General features: G+C 70.7%; 24 protein-coding genes and 2 tRNA genes. 19 read left to right on the top strand and 7 right to left on the bottom strand.

What is annotated here, in order from left to right; translation table 11 throughout:
- Position 1 precedes the first annotated feature (1 nt).
- From ABD976_RS07855 to ABD976_RS07845, 3 genes are all read left to right on the top strand, one after another.
- Positions 2 to 691, top strand: a complete 690-nt coding sequence (locus tag ABD976_RS07855) for a dienelactone hydrolase family protein (protein WP_345359549.1) — start codon at positions 2 to 4, stop codon at positions 689 to 691.
- A gap of 107 nt (positions 692 to 798) precedes the next feature.
- A tRNA-Ser gene (locus tag ABD976_RS07850) sits at positions 799 to 888 on the top strand.
- A gap of 43 nt (positions 889 to 931) precedes the next feature.
- A tRNA-Arg gene (locus ABD976_RS07845) sits at positions 932 to 1004 on the top strand.
- Positions 1005 to 1083: 79 nt separating this feature from the next.
- On the opposite strand, the gene ABD976_RS07840 is transcribed toward ABD976_RS07845, so the two are convergent.
- Entirely contained in the window at positions 1084 to 2487 is a 1404-nt protein-coding gene (locus tag ABD976_RS07840) for a tyrosine-type recombinase/integrase (protein ID WP_345359546.1), read from the bottom strand.
- Complete coding sequence (locus ABD976_RS07835; protein ID WP_345359542.1) at positions 2484 to 2966, bottom strand: helix-turn-helix transcriptional regulator; 483 nt, start codon at positions 2964 to 2966, stop codon at positions 2484 to 2486. The genes ABD976_RS07840 and ABD976_RS07835 overlap by 4 nt, the downstream gene beginning before the upstream one ends.
- Positions 2967 to 3098: 132 nt before the next feature.
- On the opposite strand from ABD976_RS07835, the gene ABD976_RS07830 reads away from it, so the two are divergent.
- The 9 genes from ABD976_RS07830 to ABD976_RS07790 all read left to right on the top strand — a co-directional run bounded on the left by ABD976_RS07830 (position 3099) and on the right by ABD976_RS07790 (position 7836).
- Positions 3099 to 3359, top strand: a complete 261-nt coding sequence (locus ABD976_RS07830) for a DNA-binding protein (protein WP_345359539.1) — start codon at positions 3099 to 3101, stop codon at positions 3357 to 3359.
- 102 nt (positions 3360 to 3461) lie between these two features.
- On the top strand, positions 3462 to 3770 hold the full coding sequence (locus ABD976_RS07825) for a hypothetical protein (RefSeq protein WP_345359536.1): 309 nt from the start codon (positions 3462 to 3464) through the stop codon (positions 3768 to 3770).
- Positions 3771 to 3912: 142 nt separating this feature from the next.
- Positions 3913 to 4194 (top strand): hypothetical protein, encoded by a 282-nt coding sequence (locus ABD976_RS07820; protein ID WP_345359534.1) that lies wholly within the window; start codon positions 3913 to 3915, stop codon positions 4192 to 4194.
- Positions 4191 to 5297: an AAA family ATPase gene (locus ABD976_RS07815; RefSeq protein ID WP_345359532.1), complete on the top strand. Its 1107-nt coding sequence runs from the start codon at positions 4191 to 4193 to the stop codon at positions 5295 to 5297. Before ABD976_RS07820 ends, ABD976_RS07815 begins: the two co-directional genes overlap by 4 nt.
- A gap of 55 nt (positions 5298 to 5352) precedes the next feature.
- A complete protein-coding gene (locus ABD976_RS07810) occupies positions 5353 to 5631 on the top strand; it encodes a hypothetical protein (RefSeq protein ID WP_345359529.1) in 279 nt (92 codons plus the stop codon).
- Positions 5628 to 5999 carry a helix-turn-helix domain-containing protein gene (locus ABD976_RS07805; RefSeq protein ID WP_345359526.1) on the top strand — a complete coding sequence of 124 codons (372 nt, stop codon included), beginning with the start codon at positions 5628 to 5630 and terminating at the stop codon, positions 5997 to 5999. The genes ABD976_RS07810 and ABD976_RS07805 overlap by 4 nt, the downstream gene beginning before the upstream one ends.
- Positions 5999 to 6277, top strand: a complete 279-nt coding sequence (locus ABD976_RS07800) for a hypothetical protein (protein ID WP_345359523.1) — start codon at positions 5999 to 6001, stop codon at positions 6275 to 6277. The genes ABD976_RS07805 and ABD976_RS07800 overlap by 1 nt, the downstream gene beginning before the upstream one ends.
- Positions 6274 to 6756 carry a hypothetical protein gene (locus ABD976_RS07795; protein WP_345359520.1) on the top strand — a complete coding sequence of 161 codons (483 nt, stop codon included), beginning with the start codon at positions 6274 to 6276 and terminating at the stop codon, positions 6754 to 6756. The genes ABD976_RS07800 and ABD976_RS07795 overlap by 4 nt, the downstream gene beginning before the upstream one ends.
- 174 nt (positions 6757 to 6930) lie before the next feature.
- Positions 6931 to 7836: a phage major capsid protein gene (locus tag ABD976_RS07790; RefSeq protein ID WP_345359517.1), complete on the top strand. Its 906-nt coding sequence runs from the start codon at positions 6931 to 6933 to the stop codon at positions 7834 to 7836.
- A 267-nt stretch (positions 7837 to 8103) separates the two neighbouring features.
- Here the strand turns inward: ABD976_RS07790 and ABD976_RS07785 are convergent, their stop codons facing one another.
- The 3 genes from ABD976_RS07785 to ABD976_RS07775 all read right to left on the bottom strand — a co-directional run bounded on the left by ABD976_RS07785 (position 8104) and on the right by ABD976_RS07775 (position 9638).
- Positions 8104 to 8337 carry a hypothetical protein gene (locus ABD976_RS07785; protein ID WP_345359514.1) on the bottom strand — a complete coding sequence of 78 codons (234 nt, stop codon included), beginning with the start codon at positions 8335 to 8337 and terminating at the stop codon, positions 8104 to 8106.
- A complete protein-coding gene (locus ABD976_RS07780) occupies positions 8334 to 8708 on the bottom strand; it encodes a helix-turn-helix domain-containing protein (RefSeq protein ID WP_345359511.1) in 375 nt (124 codons plus the stop codon). Before ABD976_RS07780 ends, ABD976_RS07785 begins: the two co-directional genes overlap by 4 nt.
- A 453-nt stretch (positions 8709 to 9161) precedes the next feature.
- Positions 9162 to 9638 (bottom strand): hypothetical protein, encoded by a 477-nt coding sequence (locus ABD976_RS07775; protein ID WP_345359507.1) that lies wholly within the window; start codon positions 9636 to 9638, stop codon positions 9162 to 9164.
- Positions 9639 to 10205: 567 nt separating this feature from the next.
- On the opposite strand from ABD976_RS07775, the gene ABD976_RS07770 reads away from it, so the two are divergent.
- The 6 genes from ABD976_RS07770 to ABD976_RS07745 all read left to right on the top strand — a co-directional run bounded on the left by ABD976_RS07770 (position 10206) and on the right by ABD976_RS07745 (position 13799).
- Positions 10206 to 10388, top strand: coding sequence for a hypothetical protein (locus ABD976_RS07770; RefSeq protein WP_345359504.1), 183 nt, complete (start codon positions 10206 to 10208; stop codon positions 10386 to 10388).
- Positions 10389 to 10449: 61 nt separating this feature from the next.
- Entirely contained in the window at positions 10450 to 11301 is an 852-nt protein-coding gene (locus ABD976_RS07765; RefSeq protein WP_345359501.1) for an SDR family NAD(P)-dependent oxidoreductase, read from the top strand.
- A gap of 54 nt (positions 11302 to 11355) precedes the next feature.
- Entirely contained in the window at positions 11356 to 12114 is a 759-nt protein-coding gene (locus ABD976_RS07760) for a class I SAM-dependent methyltransferase (RefSeq protein WP_345359498.1), read from the top strand.
- Between the two features lie 65 nt (positions 12115 to 12179).
- Positions 12180 to 12494 carry an ArsR/SmtB family transcription factor gene (locus ABD976_RS07755; RefSeq protein ID WP_345359495.1) on the top strand — a complete coding sequence of 105 codons (315 nt, stop codon included), beginning with the start codon at positions 12180 to 12182 and terminating at the stop codon, positions 12492 to 12494.
- Positions 12494 to 12904, top strand: coding sequence for an SRPBCC family protein (locus tag ABD976_RS07750; RefSeq protein WP_345359492.1), 411 nt, complete (start codon positions 12494 to 12496; stop codon positions 12902 to 12904). The genes ABD976_RS07755 and ABD976_RS07750 overlap by 1 nt, the downstream gene beginning before the upstream one ends.
- 337 nt (positions 12905 to 13241) lie before the next feature.
- On the top strand, positions 13242 to 13799 hold the full coding sequence (locus ABD976_RS07745; RefSeq protein ID WP_345359489.1) for a hypothetical protein: 558 nt from the start codon (positions 13242 to 13244) through the stop codon (positions 13797 to 13799).
- Positions 13800 to 13955: 156 nt separating this feature from the next.
- Here ABD976_RS07745 and ABD976_RS07740 read toward each other — a convergent pair whose 3' ends face one another.
- Positions 13956 to 14546: a TIGR03086 family metal-binding protein gene (locus tag ABD976_RS07740; protein WP_345359485.1), complete on the bottom strand. Its 591-nt coding sequence runs from the start codon at positions 14544 to 14546 to the stop codon at positions 13956 to 13958.
- Between the two features lie 102 nt (positions 14547 to 14648).
- Positions 14649 to 14933, bottom strand: coding sequence for a hypothetical protein (locus ABD976_RS07735; protein WP_345359482.1), 285 nt, complete (start codon positions 14931 to 14933; stop codon positions 14649 to 14651).
- A gap of 318 nt (positions 14934 to 15251) precedes the next feature.
- Between ABD976_RS07735 and ABD976_RS07730 the strand changes: the two genes are divergently transcribed.
- Entirely contained in the window at positions 15252 to 16079 is an 828-nt protein-coding gene (locus ABD976_RS07730) for an alpha/beta fold hydrolase (RefSeq protein WP_345359479.1), read from the top strand.
- Positions 16080 to 16082: the final 3 nt, after the last annotated feature.

Genomic DNA, 16082 nt, shown 5'->3' with positions numbered 1-16082 from the left:
TATGACGCAGACCCGCGCCGAGACGATCGCGCTCACCGATGGCACCGAACTGCGCCTCACGGTGGCCCGGCCGGAGACCGTGGTGCGCGGCGGCCTCGTCGTGCTGCACGAGGCCAAGGGCGTCACGGACCGCGTCCGGGCGCTGGCGGCCCGGCTCGCCGAGGAGGGCTGGCTCACCGTCGTCCCGCACCTCTACCACCGCGACGGCGCCGACGAGCTCGCCGCCGAGGAGGTCGCCGAGCACGTCCGGCGGCTCTCCGGCGAGGACCTGCTGGCCGACACCGACGCGGCCTTCGTGTGGCTGGCCGAGCAGGGCGTGGACACCGACCGGCAGGGCATCGTCGGCTTCGACCTCGGCGGGTCGGCGGCACTCGTGGTGGCCGCCAGCCGCAGCCTCGGCGCGGCCGTCAGCGTCGGCGGGCCCGGCATCTGCGAACCGGTCTCGGCGGCGCTGCCACCGCTGGTCGAGGTGGTCGGCGAGCTGACCTGCCCGTGGCTCGGCCTCTACGGCGACGACGAGCAGGTGCCGGCCGGTGAGGTGGACAAGCTCCGGGAGGCCGCCGAGCGGGTCCGGGTGGTCACCGACGTGGTCCGCTACCCGGGAGCCGGACACCGCTTCGACCACGACGAGGACGCCGCCACCGAGGCGTGGCAGCGCGCGAGGAACTGGCTCGACCTGCACCTGCGCTGAGCCGACGCCCAGGTCGGACGGCCACGACGGGGGAGCGGGACCCCCCTTCGCAACGGGGTGCGAGGGGTGTGTACTCTTGTCTCCGGTGGCCGCGAAGAGGACTACCGGGAGGCTTCGCCTAGTCTGGTCTATGGCGCCGCACTGCTAATGCGGTTGGGGGTTACGCCCCCTCCCGGGTTCAAATCCCGGAGCCTCCGCAGAGTTCCCGCCGAGAGGCGGGGGCCGACAAGAGAATAGCAAGCGCCCGTAGCTCAACGGATAGAGCATCTGACTACGGATCAGAAGGTTTGGGGTTCGAATCCCTACGGGCGCGCGTCTGGTCGAGACAGCACGTACCCCCTCCTAGCAGGGGGTACGTTGCTTTTCGGGGGTCGCGACGTTGCCCACCGCCTTCACCCCTCGGCAGCGTGTGTCGAGGATGTGTCGAGCGCCGTTCCGGACGAGCGGGGGACGAGCGCCGCAGCAGCCGCCGCGGCTTCGGCCGCGACGGTCGGGTAGACGCTCGTGTAGGTGTCCGCGGTGATCGCCAACTGCGAGTGCCCCAACGTCTCCTGAACGACCTTCATGTCGACCCCGGCCGCCAGCATCAGCGACGCCGCGCCGTGCCGCAGATCGTGCAGCCGGACCGGCGGCAGGTCGGCCGCCGACACGAGTTCGGCGAACCGGTCCGACACCGACGCCGGGTGAAGGTCCGACCCGTCTTCGCGGGTGAACACCCGGTTGACCGCTCCGGCCCACGCCGGGCCCCATTCGAGCCGTTCCGCGGCTTGCCGCTTCCGGTGCGCCTTCAGCGCGGCCAGCGTGCCGGGGTCGAGCGCCACCGCCCGCTCACCCGCTTCGGACTTCGGCGGCGTCTCGGAGACCTTCCAATCGACCACGACGAGCTGCCGACGGACGGTCACCGTGCCGCCTGCCAAGTCGACGTCGTCCCACCGCAGCGCCGCCGCCTCGCCGCGCCGTAAGCCGCGGTGCGCGATGAGGTGCCACAGCGCGTACAGCCGATCTCCGCCCGCCGCGTCCAGGAAGGCGCCGAGCTGGTCGGGCCGCCAGCACATGACCGCCGACGGCCGCTCGACGAGTTCACGCGCCTTGCCCGCCGACTTCCCGGCCGCGACGTGCTCGGCTACCTGGTCGCGCCACTGCTGTTCGCGCTCATGCGTCCACACCAGCGCCTTCGGGCGCCGACCGGACGGCAGCTTGACGAGAGAGGCGACGTTCACCGTCACCAGCCCTTGCCGCTGCGCGTCCGTCAGCGCTGATCGCAGCGTCGCCCGGACCCGCTGCCGCGTGGCGTCCGAGCCCGGCACGGCGGACAGGACCGGGCCGACGTGCTCGACCCGCAGTGCGTCCAACTGGAGATGCCCCAGCTCAGGCGTCAGGATGCGCTCGATGTGCCCTTGGTAGCTGCGCAACGTCGCCGCGCGCAGCTCCGGCGACTTCTGCTCGATCCACTCGGCGAGGTACCGCCCGACGGTGATCCGGTCGGTGACGACCACACCGGCCGCGGCGCGCTGCTTCAGCTTGTCGAGCGCCGCCTGGGCGTCGTCGTACGACTCGAAACCGGACCGCACGACCTGGGTTCGCTTGCCGCCTTTCCCTTGCGCTGCAACGGAAAACGTCCACGTTCCGTGCCGCGGGTTCCAGCTCCCGTCCTTCCGCTTCAGCTTCGGGCAGTTCGCGCCCGCCTGCTTCCGCTTCGCCCGCCCCCTGCTGTCCCGCACGGGCTGCCCCTGCTCGTCGAGCACGGGCACGCTGCACCCGCACCGCTTGTAGAGCTGCCCTTTGCCGCTGCTCATTCGTTCCCCTTCTGCATCGCGCGCTGGACGACCTTGCTGTCGAGGTGAACATCGAAGATTTCGACGAGCGCCCGCATGGCTACCGCCGCCTTGGCGTAGCCGCGCTCAGCGTCCGCGGCGTAGCCGAGCGCCCGCCGGAGAAGTTCATGCATCTCCCCGAGTCCGACGTCGGAGCCTTCGGAGTCGGAGATCAGGTCCGTGTAGACGGCGGTGCGGAACGTGACGGCCGGAAGCCTTACCTCGCTCGTTTCGAGGTCAGGAGTTAGGAGCCTGGTCACGGTGGTCCCGAGCACGGCGGCGAGCGCGACGAGCTCGGCCACGGTGAAGGCTCGACCGCCCTTCTCCGCGACGCTCACGGCTTGCCTAGTCCAGGGTTTTCCCAGGTGGTTGGCTAGTTCGTCGCCGACCTGCTGCTGTGTCCATCCACAGACTTCGCGCGTCTCGCGAACGCGCTTCCCGACCATTTCGGCAATGTCCATCGAGCCTCCCTTGTCATTTCGAGCGTAACACCGAGCCGTTCGTGTTTGACACCGACCGACATTCGTGGTTGGGTCACGGCAGAACGCACATCGGGCGGAAGATGTTCGGTGTGGCATGACACGGGAGGATTCATGCCCCAGCAGCAAGCGGGCCCGACCAGGGCAAACGCAACCATGACCCGCGCAGAATTGCTTGCGCTGCCCGCCGCGATCGACCTGGTGACCGCCGGTCGCGCACTCGGCATCGGGCGCACCAAGGCGCATGAGCTGGCCCGGGCCGGACAGTTCCCGGTGCGCGTGCTTCGCCTCGGCAGTGCCTACCGCGTGCCGACCGCTGAAGTGCTCGACCTGCTCGGGATCACCACGCCCGTGACCAGCAGCGGCGCGGCCTGACACGTGGCCAGCAAGAACCACCGCGAAAACGGCCCTCAGACAAAGAGAAGCGGCGCCCCCCGCCAAGAGTGCGCCGCCTCGAAAGATCAGGAGATCACCACCATGACCAGCCCGATGGACCCCAGTATCCCAGACGCCAGCCGCGATGCACAGCCACCCACGTGGGCGGTCCTCGACCTCGGCGACGGATTCCATGCAACAGAGCCCTACGACGTCGAGACGCCGGGCGGCAGCGTGGCCGTGCAGGCGTACTGGTGTGCGGACGAAGGCACGCGGGTGTTCCTCACCCGTCGCGGCCCGTCCGACGTGCAGCGGCTCGAAGCGATGACGCTGCACGAAGCGGGTATCACCGGCGCCGCGCTCCGCGGGGTCGTCGAAGGCATCCGCCGCAGTGAGGAGGCGCAGCGGTGACCACACCCGCCTCGGTCGATCGTGACTCGCTCGCCGCTCAGCTCCGGCGTCGCCGGGAGGCCGCCCGCCGGCTCCCGCCCTTACGTGGTCGCTGCTCCGGCACCCTCGCCGATCGCGACCCGCACGCGGAGGTGAGGCGGCGGTGCCCGTGACTCTCACCAGCGAGCAGTACGCGGCCCTGAAAGCCGACGCCGAGCTTGGCGCGACGTTCCGTGAATGGCACCGGCGGTGCCTCGCCTCCGCATCGTCCAAGGCGATCGCAGCCGCCGAGAACTGGGCACGCATCGCCGCGGCCCCCACGTTCGCCGAGCTCGAACGCCGCCGCGCCGCCCCCGGTCCGCTAGCCCGCGCCATCGACCCACCCGACGTAGTCGCCCGATGGGTCACCACCGGCTACAGCCACCCCCAGGAGACCGCCGCGTGACCCTGACCCACCAGCACAACGCCTCGGTAGACGTCGACCAGTACGACCCGGAGCCGGTCAGGGATGAGGCACGAAACCTGCTCGACGGTCTCCGCGACGGCGCTTGGCTTGACCAACAGACGTTCCCGCCACTGCGGTACGCCGTTCCCGGTGTGCTGCCGGAAGGTTTCGCGCTGCTGGTCGGGCCGCCCAAGGCGGGCAAATCATGGATGGTGCTTGATCTCGCCCTTGCGGTGGCCGCTGGTGGCCGTGCCCTCGGCAACATCGCCGTGGGCGCGGCCCGCCCGGTGCTGTACCTCGCCCTCGAAGACGGCCACCGGCGGATGCAGGCTCGGTGCCGCGAACTGCTCGGCGCCGAGCCCATCCCGGCCCGGTTCGAGTACCTGACCCGTATCCAGCCTGGCCGCGTGGTGGACACCGTGCGTACCTGGTTGGCATTGCGCACCGAGCAGGACACGGCCCCGGTGGTCATCCTCGACACCCTCGGCAAGGTCATGCCTCCCGCGGTTGGCGGGGAATCGGCCTACCAGCGGGACTACCGGGTCGGCTCGGGTCTGAAGCGTGTTGTCGACGACTTCCCCGGCGCCTCGCTCGTGGTCATCCACCACGACCGCAAGGCAACCTCCGACGACTTCGTCGAGTCGGTATCCGGCACCAACGGTCTCGCCGGAGCCGCCGACACCGTCATCGTTCTGGTTCGCCCCCGCGGGGAATCCGGCGGCACACTGAAGGTCACCGGCCGCGACGTGACCGAAGCCGACTACGCGCTGACGATGGCAGGCGGCACCACCTGGCGACTCGACGGCGCCAACCTCGACGCCGCCGCAGCAACCGCCGACACCCGCAAGGCGTCCGACGGACTCGGCGACCGCTCCACCGAGATCGTGCGCGTCATCGGACAGCACCCCGACGGCATCGGTCCCACCAAGCTCGGCGCACTCATCGGCGTTGAAGCGAAGCACGCGGGCGAGTACCTGCGGCGCCTCGCCGACGCCGGACGTGTCGTCAAGACCGGACGCGGCGTGTACCGCTCTCCACGCACCCCTGTGGAAACCGTGGAAAGTGTGGAACCTGACCCGCCGAAGCTCGGGGTCGTCTCGTGACCCGACCCGTTTTCCACACCTTCCACAGTTTCCACACCAGCGTCGGAGGAGGCCAGTGACCGCACTCGACCTGATCCTGTTCACGTTCGGGATCAGCCTGTACCTCATCCACCGTCACGACCAAGTCCTACGCAAGCGCATCCTCCGCGCCTACACCGCGGGCACCCTGCCCAGCCGACCGGCAGAGGCCGCACAGGTCCCGCGCACGCGCGCGCGTCGTGACGGTGGACCGGTCTTGGCTGCTGACCGGCAGTCGACACACCACCGCGCATACGACGTTGACCAGGAAAAACGACCCTCCCATCGGATACAGAATCAGGAGGTGACTCGGTGAGCCAGCACCAGCACCGCGCCACCGTGGCCGTGTCCCTGGCAGGCGGAGCACGTCCGCAGGACATCGCCCGCGAGCTGGGGATCTCGCCGCGCACCATCCGCCGCTGGCTGGCCGATCCCGACTTCGCGGCCGAAGTCCGCTCCATGCGCATGGACATGCTCAACGCCGCCGTTGGCGAGCTGACCGCGGGCGCGACGGAAGCTGTGGCCGCGCTCCGGCGGGCACTCAGCGACGACGACGGCCGCAACTCCGTGCAGGCAGCACGGGTCATGCTCGAATTCGTCCTGGCAATGCGGGAATCCCTCGACCATGACCAGCGCATTGCCGCGCTGGAGTCCGCCGCCGCCGAACGCATGGCGGGTGCCTGATGTCGGCCCGCCAGACGCGCAAGATCGCCGAGCGGCTGGCCGCCGTCGAGCGGGCGCTGTCCACCGGCACCGTGACCCTGTCGATGGTTGACGGCACCAGCCTGCGCATGAGCGGTCAGCAGTTCCTCGCCGCTTTCAGAGACGCCGTTCACGGCCGGGCCAATCCCCGTCTCGACCGACTCGCCCGCGCCACCCCGGACGACCAGGACTCGATGATCGCCCGGGCTCTGGTTCAGATCGCACACAGCAACACCGACCCTCAGGAGCCGCAGTCATGACCGAGCAGCAGAACACCACCCAGGCCGACGAGCACGGTTTCCCCGTGGAGCCGACCGCGGGCGACGACCGGGCCGTCGGCAACGAGCACCAGGCCGAGCGCGAGCTGTCCGCCGACGCCGCCGACCCTTCGGAAGCCAAGCCGAACAGGGAAGCGGCGAAGTACCGCCGACAGCTCCGCGACACCGAGGCTGAGCGCGACGCGCTCGCTGCGCGCCTGGCGACGATGGAGCGCCGCCAGGTCGACCGCCTGGCCGCTGAGGTGCTGGCTGACCCGTCCGACTTCGCCCCGGCCCTCGACGAGCTGCGCGACGCCGGCGGCGCTCTCGACGAGGAGAAGGTGAGCGCCGCGCTCGACGAGCTGATCAAGGCCAAGCCGCACTACGCGAAGCGTCGAGTCGTCCCGACTCGTTCCAGCGCGGAGCATTCCGGCGGCAGCTACACCCCGCCGCGCCGCATGGGTGCGATCTTCGGCGGCTGACCCGCCACAGTGGACGCGGCCACGGCCCGGCGCTACACTCGAACGCGAGTGCGAGCGCTGGCCCGTGGCCGCGTCGCGTTCACCGTTCCGCCCCGTGGGCACCCGGCATGTCGGTCTGCGACCGCGCCGAACCTCAACCCTTCCGGCTCACGCTGCCCCACGGAGGCACCCCGCATGACCTGGCTCACCCACACCCGGCCCAATGACGGCGGCGCGTTCGCCCCGCCGGATGCCGCATCCCTGTTCTTCGACCGGCTCGTCGAGCAGTCCGTCGGCATGGCTTCCGGCTTCCGCCGCATCGACACCACCGCGGCCAAGCTGGAGATCCCGCGCCTGCTGGCCGACGGCGCCGCGAACTGGACCGCCGAAGGCGCCGAGATCGCCGTCAGCGACCCCAGCGCCGACGTGGTCACCGCGACCCCGCGCAAGCTCGCCGCGCTGTCGTTCATGTCCAACGAACTGGTATCGGACTCGAACCCGGCAGCTCAGGACATGGTCGCCGAGAACCTCGCCCGCGCCGTCGCGCTGAAGCTCGACCGCGGATTCTTCGAGGGCTCCGGCACCGCCCCGGAGATCACCGGACTGCGCAACCAACCCGGCATCCAGACCTACAGCATGGGCACCGACGGCGGCCCGCTGACCAACCTCGATCCGTTCGCCGACGCGCTCGGCCAGCTCGCCGGGGCCAACGCCACCGGCACCGCGATCGTGATGCACCCGCGCAACTGGCAGGCCATCACCAAGATCAAGGAGACCGACACCAGCACCAAGCCCGTGATCGTCGACGGGGCAGGCTCGCCCACCGCGGGCGTCCGCCGGTCGATCTACGGCGTGCCGGTGCACCTGACTTCGCAGCTCTCCACCGACGAGGCAGAAGGCGCCGGCACCGGTACGAACTCGATCTACGTCTACGAAGCCGCCCAGGTGGTCGCGGTGATGCGTCAGGACGTCGCCGTCGAAGTCGACACTTCCACCGCCTTCACCAGCGACCGCACCGCGGTCCGGGTCAAGATGCGCGCCGACCTGGTGCTACCCAACCCCGAGGCCGTCATCAGGATCACCGGCGTCCTTCCTGGTTGAGGACGCGCGTGCGTGGCACTCAGGGGCGGGCAGCTCGTGCCCGCCCCTGACGGTGCCCCTTCCAGCACGGCTACAGCCGGTCGAGCCCGTCAAGCACGCGGGTGAGCAACGCCGTGCTTGGCTCCGCCCAGCGGCCGGGTGGATGCGCGTGCCGCCGTTTCGTGGTCACGTCCGCCAGGACGTCGGCGAGATCACCGCGCATCGCCGTCAGGTAGCCGATCGGGCGCCGCGAGCGTGCCGAGCACGGCCGTCCCGGCTTCCGGCCGGTCACCGCTCGGCGTCCACGATCATCGGCCGCTCGTCATCGAGGGTGTGCACGACCGGCGCAGTGCCGTTGCCGGTCGATTCCCGTAGCGCCCCGGCGAGTTCTTCGAGCGCCACGGCGAGATCGCGTCTCTGCTGGTCGCTGTAGCGCCCGCCCCCGACCTCGTAGGCCGCTTCGTCGAGCATCCACTGTCCCGAGCGCAGCAGCACCGCGAGCTGCATGTCCCGACGGGTCATCGTGCGCTCACGCGCCGGGAGCGCTCCGCCATCGTGCCCGAGCGCGTGCTACTCGGCGCCGACTGCGCACGCCGTTCGGTGGCTTGGCGCTTGAGCGCGCCGACCTGGCGGTGCCCGGGTAGCCACCACAGCAGGAACAGCGGCCCGAAGATCAGCGCCCACGCGACCAGCGCCAGCAGGACCGCGAGATCGGAGATTCCGAGCGCCCGCGCGAGCTTGATCAGCATCGGCAGCCGCGGCACCTGAAGCCGCCCAACCTCGACCGCCTTCAGCCACTCGGCTGACCGGCCAACCAAGCCAGCTAGCACCGGCCTGGACATGCCCGCACGCTGGCGCGCCGCCTTGATCCGCCGTCCTACCTCGGCGCTCATCGCCGCTCACCTCTTCGCCGTCGTCCTCTTCACCGCCCCCGGGGAGCGACCCCGGGGGCTCAACCTCGGCGAAGAGGTGCAGCCAGCGTAGCGAGAACCGGATCAGGTGACGAGGGACCACGCTGGTCGGGCGCAGTGCCAGCGCTGTTCGAGGTCCGCGAGCGTGTCGAGTCCGTGTCGAGTGCGGGACTGGACCGGCCCGGCCGAGTGCGTCACCGTCTGGCACCCAGCCGAGCCGTTGACCTGCTGTTCTGACCCTGCGCGACACCCTTCGACCTATCTCGATCCGAGCCGTGGGGGACTACGGATCAGAAGGTTTGGGGTTCGAATCCCTACGGGCGCGCGTCTGGTCGAGACAGCAGAAACCCCCAGCACGCTGGGGGTTTCTTGCTATCCGCAGGTCGGCGCGAAGCCCGCAGGGCGGACCCGATTGGTCAGGTTCGAGGCGGCGGGTTATGCGGGGATCAGCTCGAACTCGAAGAGCTTCCTCTCGTCGGGGGACTCGTTCAGTGCGCCCTCGATGCTCCAGCTCCTACGGATCACTATTCTGAAGGTGGGCCAGTCGCGGGTCTCGACCCACTTGGTGCCACTGCTATCGGGCGAGGACACGAAGTCGGTTTCCTTGTGGAGCAGGAGCCCGTTCTCGGTGGGACGGGTGTGCCAGACGGTGGCGGGGCCCCACTTGCCGAGGTAGACGCCGTTCTTGTGCCGCGCCCAGTACTTGTGGCCGTCCCAGTGGCGGTAGGTGTGCTCGATGACGTATCCGCCGCCCTCGTACTCGTGGAAGATCACCGGCTCACCGGGGTCGTACTCGTCTTTGGCCGCGAATACCCAATCCCAGTTGCCGTGGGCGGCTACGTGGAGCCCCGTGCGCTGGTCGCGGTTGGTCAGGTAGTAGCGCTTACCTGTGGTGATGCCGTCAGTAGCCATGGAAGCCCTTCCAAGATCGTGAGCGATCGATACGCTACAAAACGACCCCGCCCGCCGGGGGACGGTGACACGAGCACAACACGAAAGTGGCGTCAGCACACTGGCTCCCCGCCAGTGCGAACACCTCGCGATGCTGAGATCGTCCGTCAAGCGCTGGCCGGAAGCGCGGCGCCTCCGTAGTTCGGGGGAGCAACCCCGCCTCCACAGTCGCGTTCGCAGCCCGGGGCGCCTGGGCGAGGCTCCGAGGGCAGGTGTGGCGCTCGTTGGGTGACGACAGACATCGATGATGGCGGACGCCGGATGAGAAGGTTTGGGGTTCGAATCCCTAAGGGCGCGCGTCTGGTCGAGACAGCACGTACCCCCTAGCACGGGGTACGTTGCCTTCCGGGGGCGCGACGTTGGTTCGGATTCGGGCCGTCCACGTCGGCGTATGGCGCATGTCGGTGGCGCTAGAGGCGGACGAGCCAGCAGAAGCGGCCAAGATCGCCGGGACGGTCAACCCAGCGGCGTTGCCGTCTCCGACCCGGCAGGCCGCTTACTGGCGCGAATACGGACGTGCGCTTGCGCATGCCCGAGCAGCGGGCCGCGGCCGTGAGGATGCTGCGCCGGGCCGAGCGGATATCACCGGGGAGAGTTCACCGGCACCCGTTCATGCGCTCGATCCTCGCCGAGCTGCTGACCAAGGCGAAACGCGATGCCGTCGGCCGCGAGCTGCGCGGCATGGCTTACCGGGCGGGCCTGCACGTGTAGCCGATCCGGGTGTTTGCCACCGAGGCAACATTGTGACCTCCGGTGGCGTCATGGTCGATGCATGCCGCAACTGCTGTTGGTCCTGGTCGCCGTGCAGGACGACGGTTCCGGCGCGTCGCGGCGTGATCTGGGGCCGGTGCTGATCGGTAGGATTCCCGGGGTGGACGGGATGACGGCGGTCGTGACCGGTGCGGGCAGCGGGATCGGGCGGGCGTTGGCCCGTGCGCTGGCGGCGCGCGGGGCCGACCTGGTGCTGGCCGACATCGACGCCGCCGCCTTGGGCGAGGTCGCGGAGTCCCTGGGCGCGCAGGCGGTCGTCACCGATGTCGCTTCGCCGGAATCGGTCGAGGCGCTGGCCCGAGCTGCCGGCGAGGCCCGGTTGGTGTGCCTGAACGCCGGGATCGTGGGTGCGGACCTCGGCGCGCCGTGGGAGGTGGCCGCGGCCGATTGGGACCGGGTGTTCGCGGTCAACGTCGGCGGTGTCGTCAACGGCCTGCGCGCGTTCGTGCCTCGCCTGCTGGCCGCCGACCGGCCGGCGCACGTCCTGATCACGGGCTCGTTGGCCGGGGCCGCGACGTTTCCCGGCGGCGGTGCCTACGGCCCCTCGAAGCACGCGGTCGTAGCCGTGGCCGAGCACGCCGCGATGGCGCTGGCCGACACGCCGATCGGCGTCAGCATGCTGTGCCCCGCCCTGGTGGCGACCGGCATGTCCGGCGAGGGGGTCCTGCCCGAGGACATCGCCGCGGCGGCGCTGGCCACGATCGAGGACGGGACGTTCGCCGTGATCCCGCCCGAATGGCAGCACGCCGTCGTCACCGCTGCCACGCGGCTCGCCAGCGGTCGACGTCCGCAAGCGGCCGCACCCGCCGATCGCCGCGCCGAGGAGGGCGTGCCGCCGCTGCCTCCCCGGTGACCCCGACGGCGTCCACGGTCGAACGGGATCTCCCGTGGGCAGCAGAATGGGGGCATGGCGCGCGCGTTCGACGATCTCTTGGGCGAGGCCGATTCGGCAGCCGTGGACGGGTGGGACTTCTCCTGGCTGGACGGTCGGGCCACCGAGCAACGCCCCTCGTGGGGCTACCAGCGGTCGATGAGCCGACGGCTCGCGGCGGCGTCCTCCGCGCTGGACGTCCAGACCGGCGGGGGTGAGGTGCTGGCGGAAGCAGCGCGCTTCCCGCCCGCGATGGCCGCCACGGAGTCGTGGCCGCCCAACCTCGCCCAGGCCACGCGGTTGCTGGGCCCGCGCGGTGTCGTCGTCGTCGCGGCCCCGGACCAGCGACCGCTGCCGTTCGCCGACGCCGCGTTCGAGCTGGTGACCAGCCGCCACCCCGCCACCGTGCGGTGGGGCGAGATCGCGCGCGTGCTGGCCCCCGGTGGCACCTACTTCGCCCAGCACGTCGGACCGGCCACCGCGTTCGAGCTGGTGGAGCACTTCCTCGGTCCGCAGCCCGAAGCGCGGCGCAAGCGCCACCCCGACGACGAGAGCGCGGAGGCCGAGGCCGCGGGCCTGGCGGTCGTGGACGTGCGCTGCGAGCGGCTGCGGATGGAGTTCTTCGACATCGGCGCGGTGGTCTACTTCCTGCGGAAGGTGATCTGGACCGTGCCCGGCTTCACCGTCGAGGGCTACCGCGACGCGTTGCACGCGCTGCACCAGCACATCGAGCGCGAGGGCTCGTTCGTGGCGCACTCCTCCCGCACCCTGTTCGAGGCCCGCAAGCCCGCCTGAGCAGCACCCGGCCAACGTGTCGGGAACAGTTGACATGTCGGATTCGGCTTACCTATCGTGCGGAGGTGTCCGAAGACGTCTTCCTCGCGCTGGCCAGCCCGGCCCGTCGTCGTCTGCTGGAGCTGCTGGCGGACGGTCCCCGGACGGCCGGTGACCTGGCGGCCCAGTTCGAGATGAGCCGTCCCGCGGTCGCCGAGCACCTGCAGGTCCTGCGCCGCGCGGCGCTCGTCCGGGACGAGCCGGTCGGCCGCCACCGCCTGTACCACCTGGAGGCCGAGCCGCTGGAGCAGGTCGGCGAGTGGCTGCACCCGTTCGAGAGGTTCTGGCGGGAGCGCCTGCGCAGCCTGGCCGACGTCGTGGAGAACGAGGAGGAATCCTGATGGCCTACGCCCGCACCGGAACCATCTCCGTCGACCAGTTCATCGACGCCCCGCCGGCGGAGGTCTGGCGGGCCCTGACCGATCCCAAACTGCACGCGCGGTGGTGGGCGCCCGGCGACATCGCCGAGCACGTCGGCCACCGGTTCCACCTCGAGATGCCCGGGTTCGGGTCGATCCCCTGCGAGGTGCTGGAATCCCGGCCGCACGAGCGGTTCGCCTACAGCTTCAACGGCGACTGGACGCTGACCTGGCGGCTGGTCCCGGAGGGGCGCGGGACGCGGCTCCTGCTCGACCACTCCGGGTTCGACCTCGACGACAAGCGCGGTCGCAACGCGTGCGAGCGGATGGGCCCCGGTTGGCGCGACGGGGTCCTGCCCCGGCTCGCCGAACTGCTCCCGGCGGGCGGCTGACCGCCTCGACGGCGCGCGGATCAGCCCGCGCGGACCGGTGGTGTCCGCGCCGGGTTCCGACCAGGCCGGCCGCGGGCGGTGGCGCCGAGCGGGGCCGCATTCCGCCCGCCGGAATCGATTCGTCTCCGCCTTGTCGTTCGAATTCCCCGCAGCTGCGGGAAACCCCTTCTCGGGCGCCGCACTTCGTGCTCCTCCTCCGGGGTGTGACACGGTCTGTGCCGACCTGGAACCGCGCATGGTCTGCGGATGGTCGCGGGCACGTTCGGTGCGGTGAACGAACCAGAAGGGAAGTCCGGTGAAGATCGGTAGCGTTCGGACGTCCAGCAGGAAATGGCTGGTGGCGTTGCCCGTGCTCGCGATGAGCGTTGCGGGCTGCGGCTCGCAGAGCGCGACGGCGGGCAAGGACGTCGCAGCGCCTGCTTCGGGCGACGGCACGAGCCGCACCGCGCCGCCATCGAAGCGGACCACCCCCGGCAAGCCGACCGGTGGGAGCGCCAAGCCGGACGAGGCCGTGAAGGACTTCGTCACGCAGGTGCTGAACGAGAACTACGCGGAGTGGTGCATGGGCAATGCGCCGGTTCTGCCGACCGACCAGGATCCCGCGGTCTTCTGCGCGCAGCCGACGATGCACAGGTCGCTGGGCTCGCTGCACGATGCGTGGGCCAAGCCCGGGGTGACACTGCCGCCGGAGGGGAGGGTGACGGTCGACGTGCCGGTCAAGAAGAAGGCCAAGGAGGTCGAGGTGCCGGACACGGCCATCACCCTCGACGGCCGGAGCCTGCGCGAGCTGGAACTCATCGGTTCGTCCGGCGACACCAGCTCGTTCTCGCTGTCCCTGGGCGTCGTCAAGAAGGACGGCCGGTGGTACGTCGAGAGCTGGAACATCGAGGTGTGAACGGATCTTCCGGCTGACTCCGCGCCGCGCCGGGCTGCGGAACCGGATCGATCCGGGTCGGCTGGAACCGGTCCGGCGCCGTGGCCGTGCACGGGCTGCCGACCGCGGGTCGTGCGCATCCGGGTCGCCGCCCCACCACGTCTCCGCCGGAGCGGATCAGCCCTCGCGGTCCGGTGGTGTCCACGCCGGGTTCCGCCCGGCCAGCCCGAGCGCCCGGTCGAACAGCGGGGCGTCCGCAGGCACCGGCACCACCGGGCCGAACAGGCCCGCCCGCGCCTCCGGGTCGTCGGGCACCGCCGAGGCGAACGCGTGCACGGCTTCGGCGCTCGCCGGGTCGACCTGGTACCCGCGGCCCAGCGCCTTGGCCAGGTCCCACCCGTGCAGCACCAGTTCGTCGAGGGCGACCGCACCGGCTTCCGCGGCGGGGAAGTTCTGCCCGCCCGCCCAGGTCGTGCCTTCCCACGCGGCGGGCTCCCGCCAGGCGGCGACCAGCGCGTCCAGCCGTTCCGGCAGCAGGCTCGGCCAGGACGGGTCCAGCCGCGAGACCGAGGGTTCCGGCGGGGGCCGCTTGACGATCTCGGTGTCGGTCTTGTCCGCCGCGTACCGGAAGGCCAGCGCCAGGGCCATGATGTGATCGAGCAGGTCGCCCACCGAGGTCCCCGCGCAGGGGGTGGGCGCGGTGAGCCGCCCCGTCGCGTCGGGCACCAGCGCGCGGAGCCGAACGGCCGCGGGTTCGAGATCGAGCATCGTCGTCACCTCGGCATCGGGTCTCGTGGTCGGATGTCGGCGCGCCGAGCATCATCACCCTGCCGGGCGACCTCGGCAACTCCTCGTGCCCGAGCCCCCGGCTCAGCGGTGGGCGACGGGGATCCGGCGGGTGGCGCTGCTGGGCCGGCGTCGGCGGGCGGGCTCCTCGGGCGCGGGGCGCTGGGCGGGGACCGCCGGTGCGCTCAGCACGTCGACGCGCTGGTTGAGCTCGGCGCTCACCGACATCAGGCCGAGGAACAGCAGTCCGAGCCCGAGCTCGTTCCAGCTCGCCCCGCCGCTCGGGGTGAGCACCAGATCGCCGACGACCATGCTCAGACCCGCCAGCACCAGCACCACGGTCAGCACTCGATGTCCCGTCGACTGCACAGGTCCTCCTCAACGCTCGGTGGTATCCGGTGGCCGCCGCACTGCTCTCCTCGGCGGCTGGTTGAAGACTGTCAAGCGGCCATGATCTTCGGCTGAATGCCGCGTGAGAGGGCTTTCATCGAGCCCCCGCCCCCTACCCCGGTGGCGAGATCGTCGAACCTCCCGCGCGTGGCCGGTTTTCCCCCGTGGGCGGGGGGTTCTCGCGCGTTCGTCCTTTTGCGGGACGTCCGGGGCGGCCCTAGCGTCGGAGGCGCCATCCGGGTCGCCGCGGTGCGGATTCGTGGGGCCCGGAGCCGATTTCCGTTCGAGGGGGGACCGATGGGTCGCGTGAGAACCCGTGATGGCGTGGAGCTGTTCTACAACGACTGGGGCAGCGGTCCTCCGGTGCTGTTCTGCCACGGCTGGCCGCTCAACGGCGACGCCTGGCAGGACCAGATGAAGCTCGTGGCCGACAACGGGTTCCGCGGCATCGCGCACGACCGCCGCGGGCACGGGCGCTCCGAGCAGCCGTGGGGCGGCTACGACTTCGATACCTTCGCCGACGACCTCAACGACCTGATCCAGGCGCTGGACCTGCAGGACGTGGCGCTCGTGGCGCACTCGATGGGCGGCGGCGAGCTCGCCCGCTACATCGGCAGGCACGGCACCGCCCGGGTGAGCAAGGCGGTGCTGCTCTCGGCGATCCCGCCGATGCTGGGCCAGAACGACCGGAACCCGGACGGGGTGCCCGGGCAGGTGTTCGAGGACCTCAAGAGCGGCATCCTGGGGGAGCGCTCCCAGTTCTGGAAGGACACGGCCACCGGGTTCTTCGGCGCCAACCGCCCGGGCAGCAACGCCACCCGGGGCAACGAGGACGCCTTCTGGTACATGGCGATGCAGGAGAGCATCGAGGCCGGGGTGCGGTGCGTGGACGCCTTCGCCTGGACCGACTTCACCGAGGACCTGGCGAAGTTCGACGTCCCGACGCTGGTCGTGCACGGCGACGACGACCAGGTGGTGCCGTACTCGGTCAGCGGCGGGAAGACCGCCGAGCTGGTGCGCGGCGCCCAGCTGAAGGTGTACGAGGGCGGCTCGCACGGCATCGCGCTGGTCCCCGGCGACAAGGAGCGGTTCAACAAGGACCTGCTGGAGTTCCTGCGGAGCTGACCC

Source organism: Saccharopolyspora cebuensis (genome assembly GCF_039542665.1).
GTDB lineage: Bacteria > Actinomycetota > Actinomycetes > Mycobacteriales > Pseudonocardiaceae > Saccharopolyspora > Saccharopolyspora cebuensis.
The sequence above is the reverse complement of the archived record's forward strand: the minus strand, read 5'-3'. Positions and strand labels throughout refer to the sequence as shown.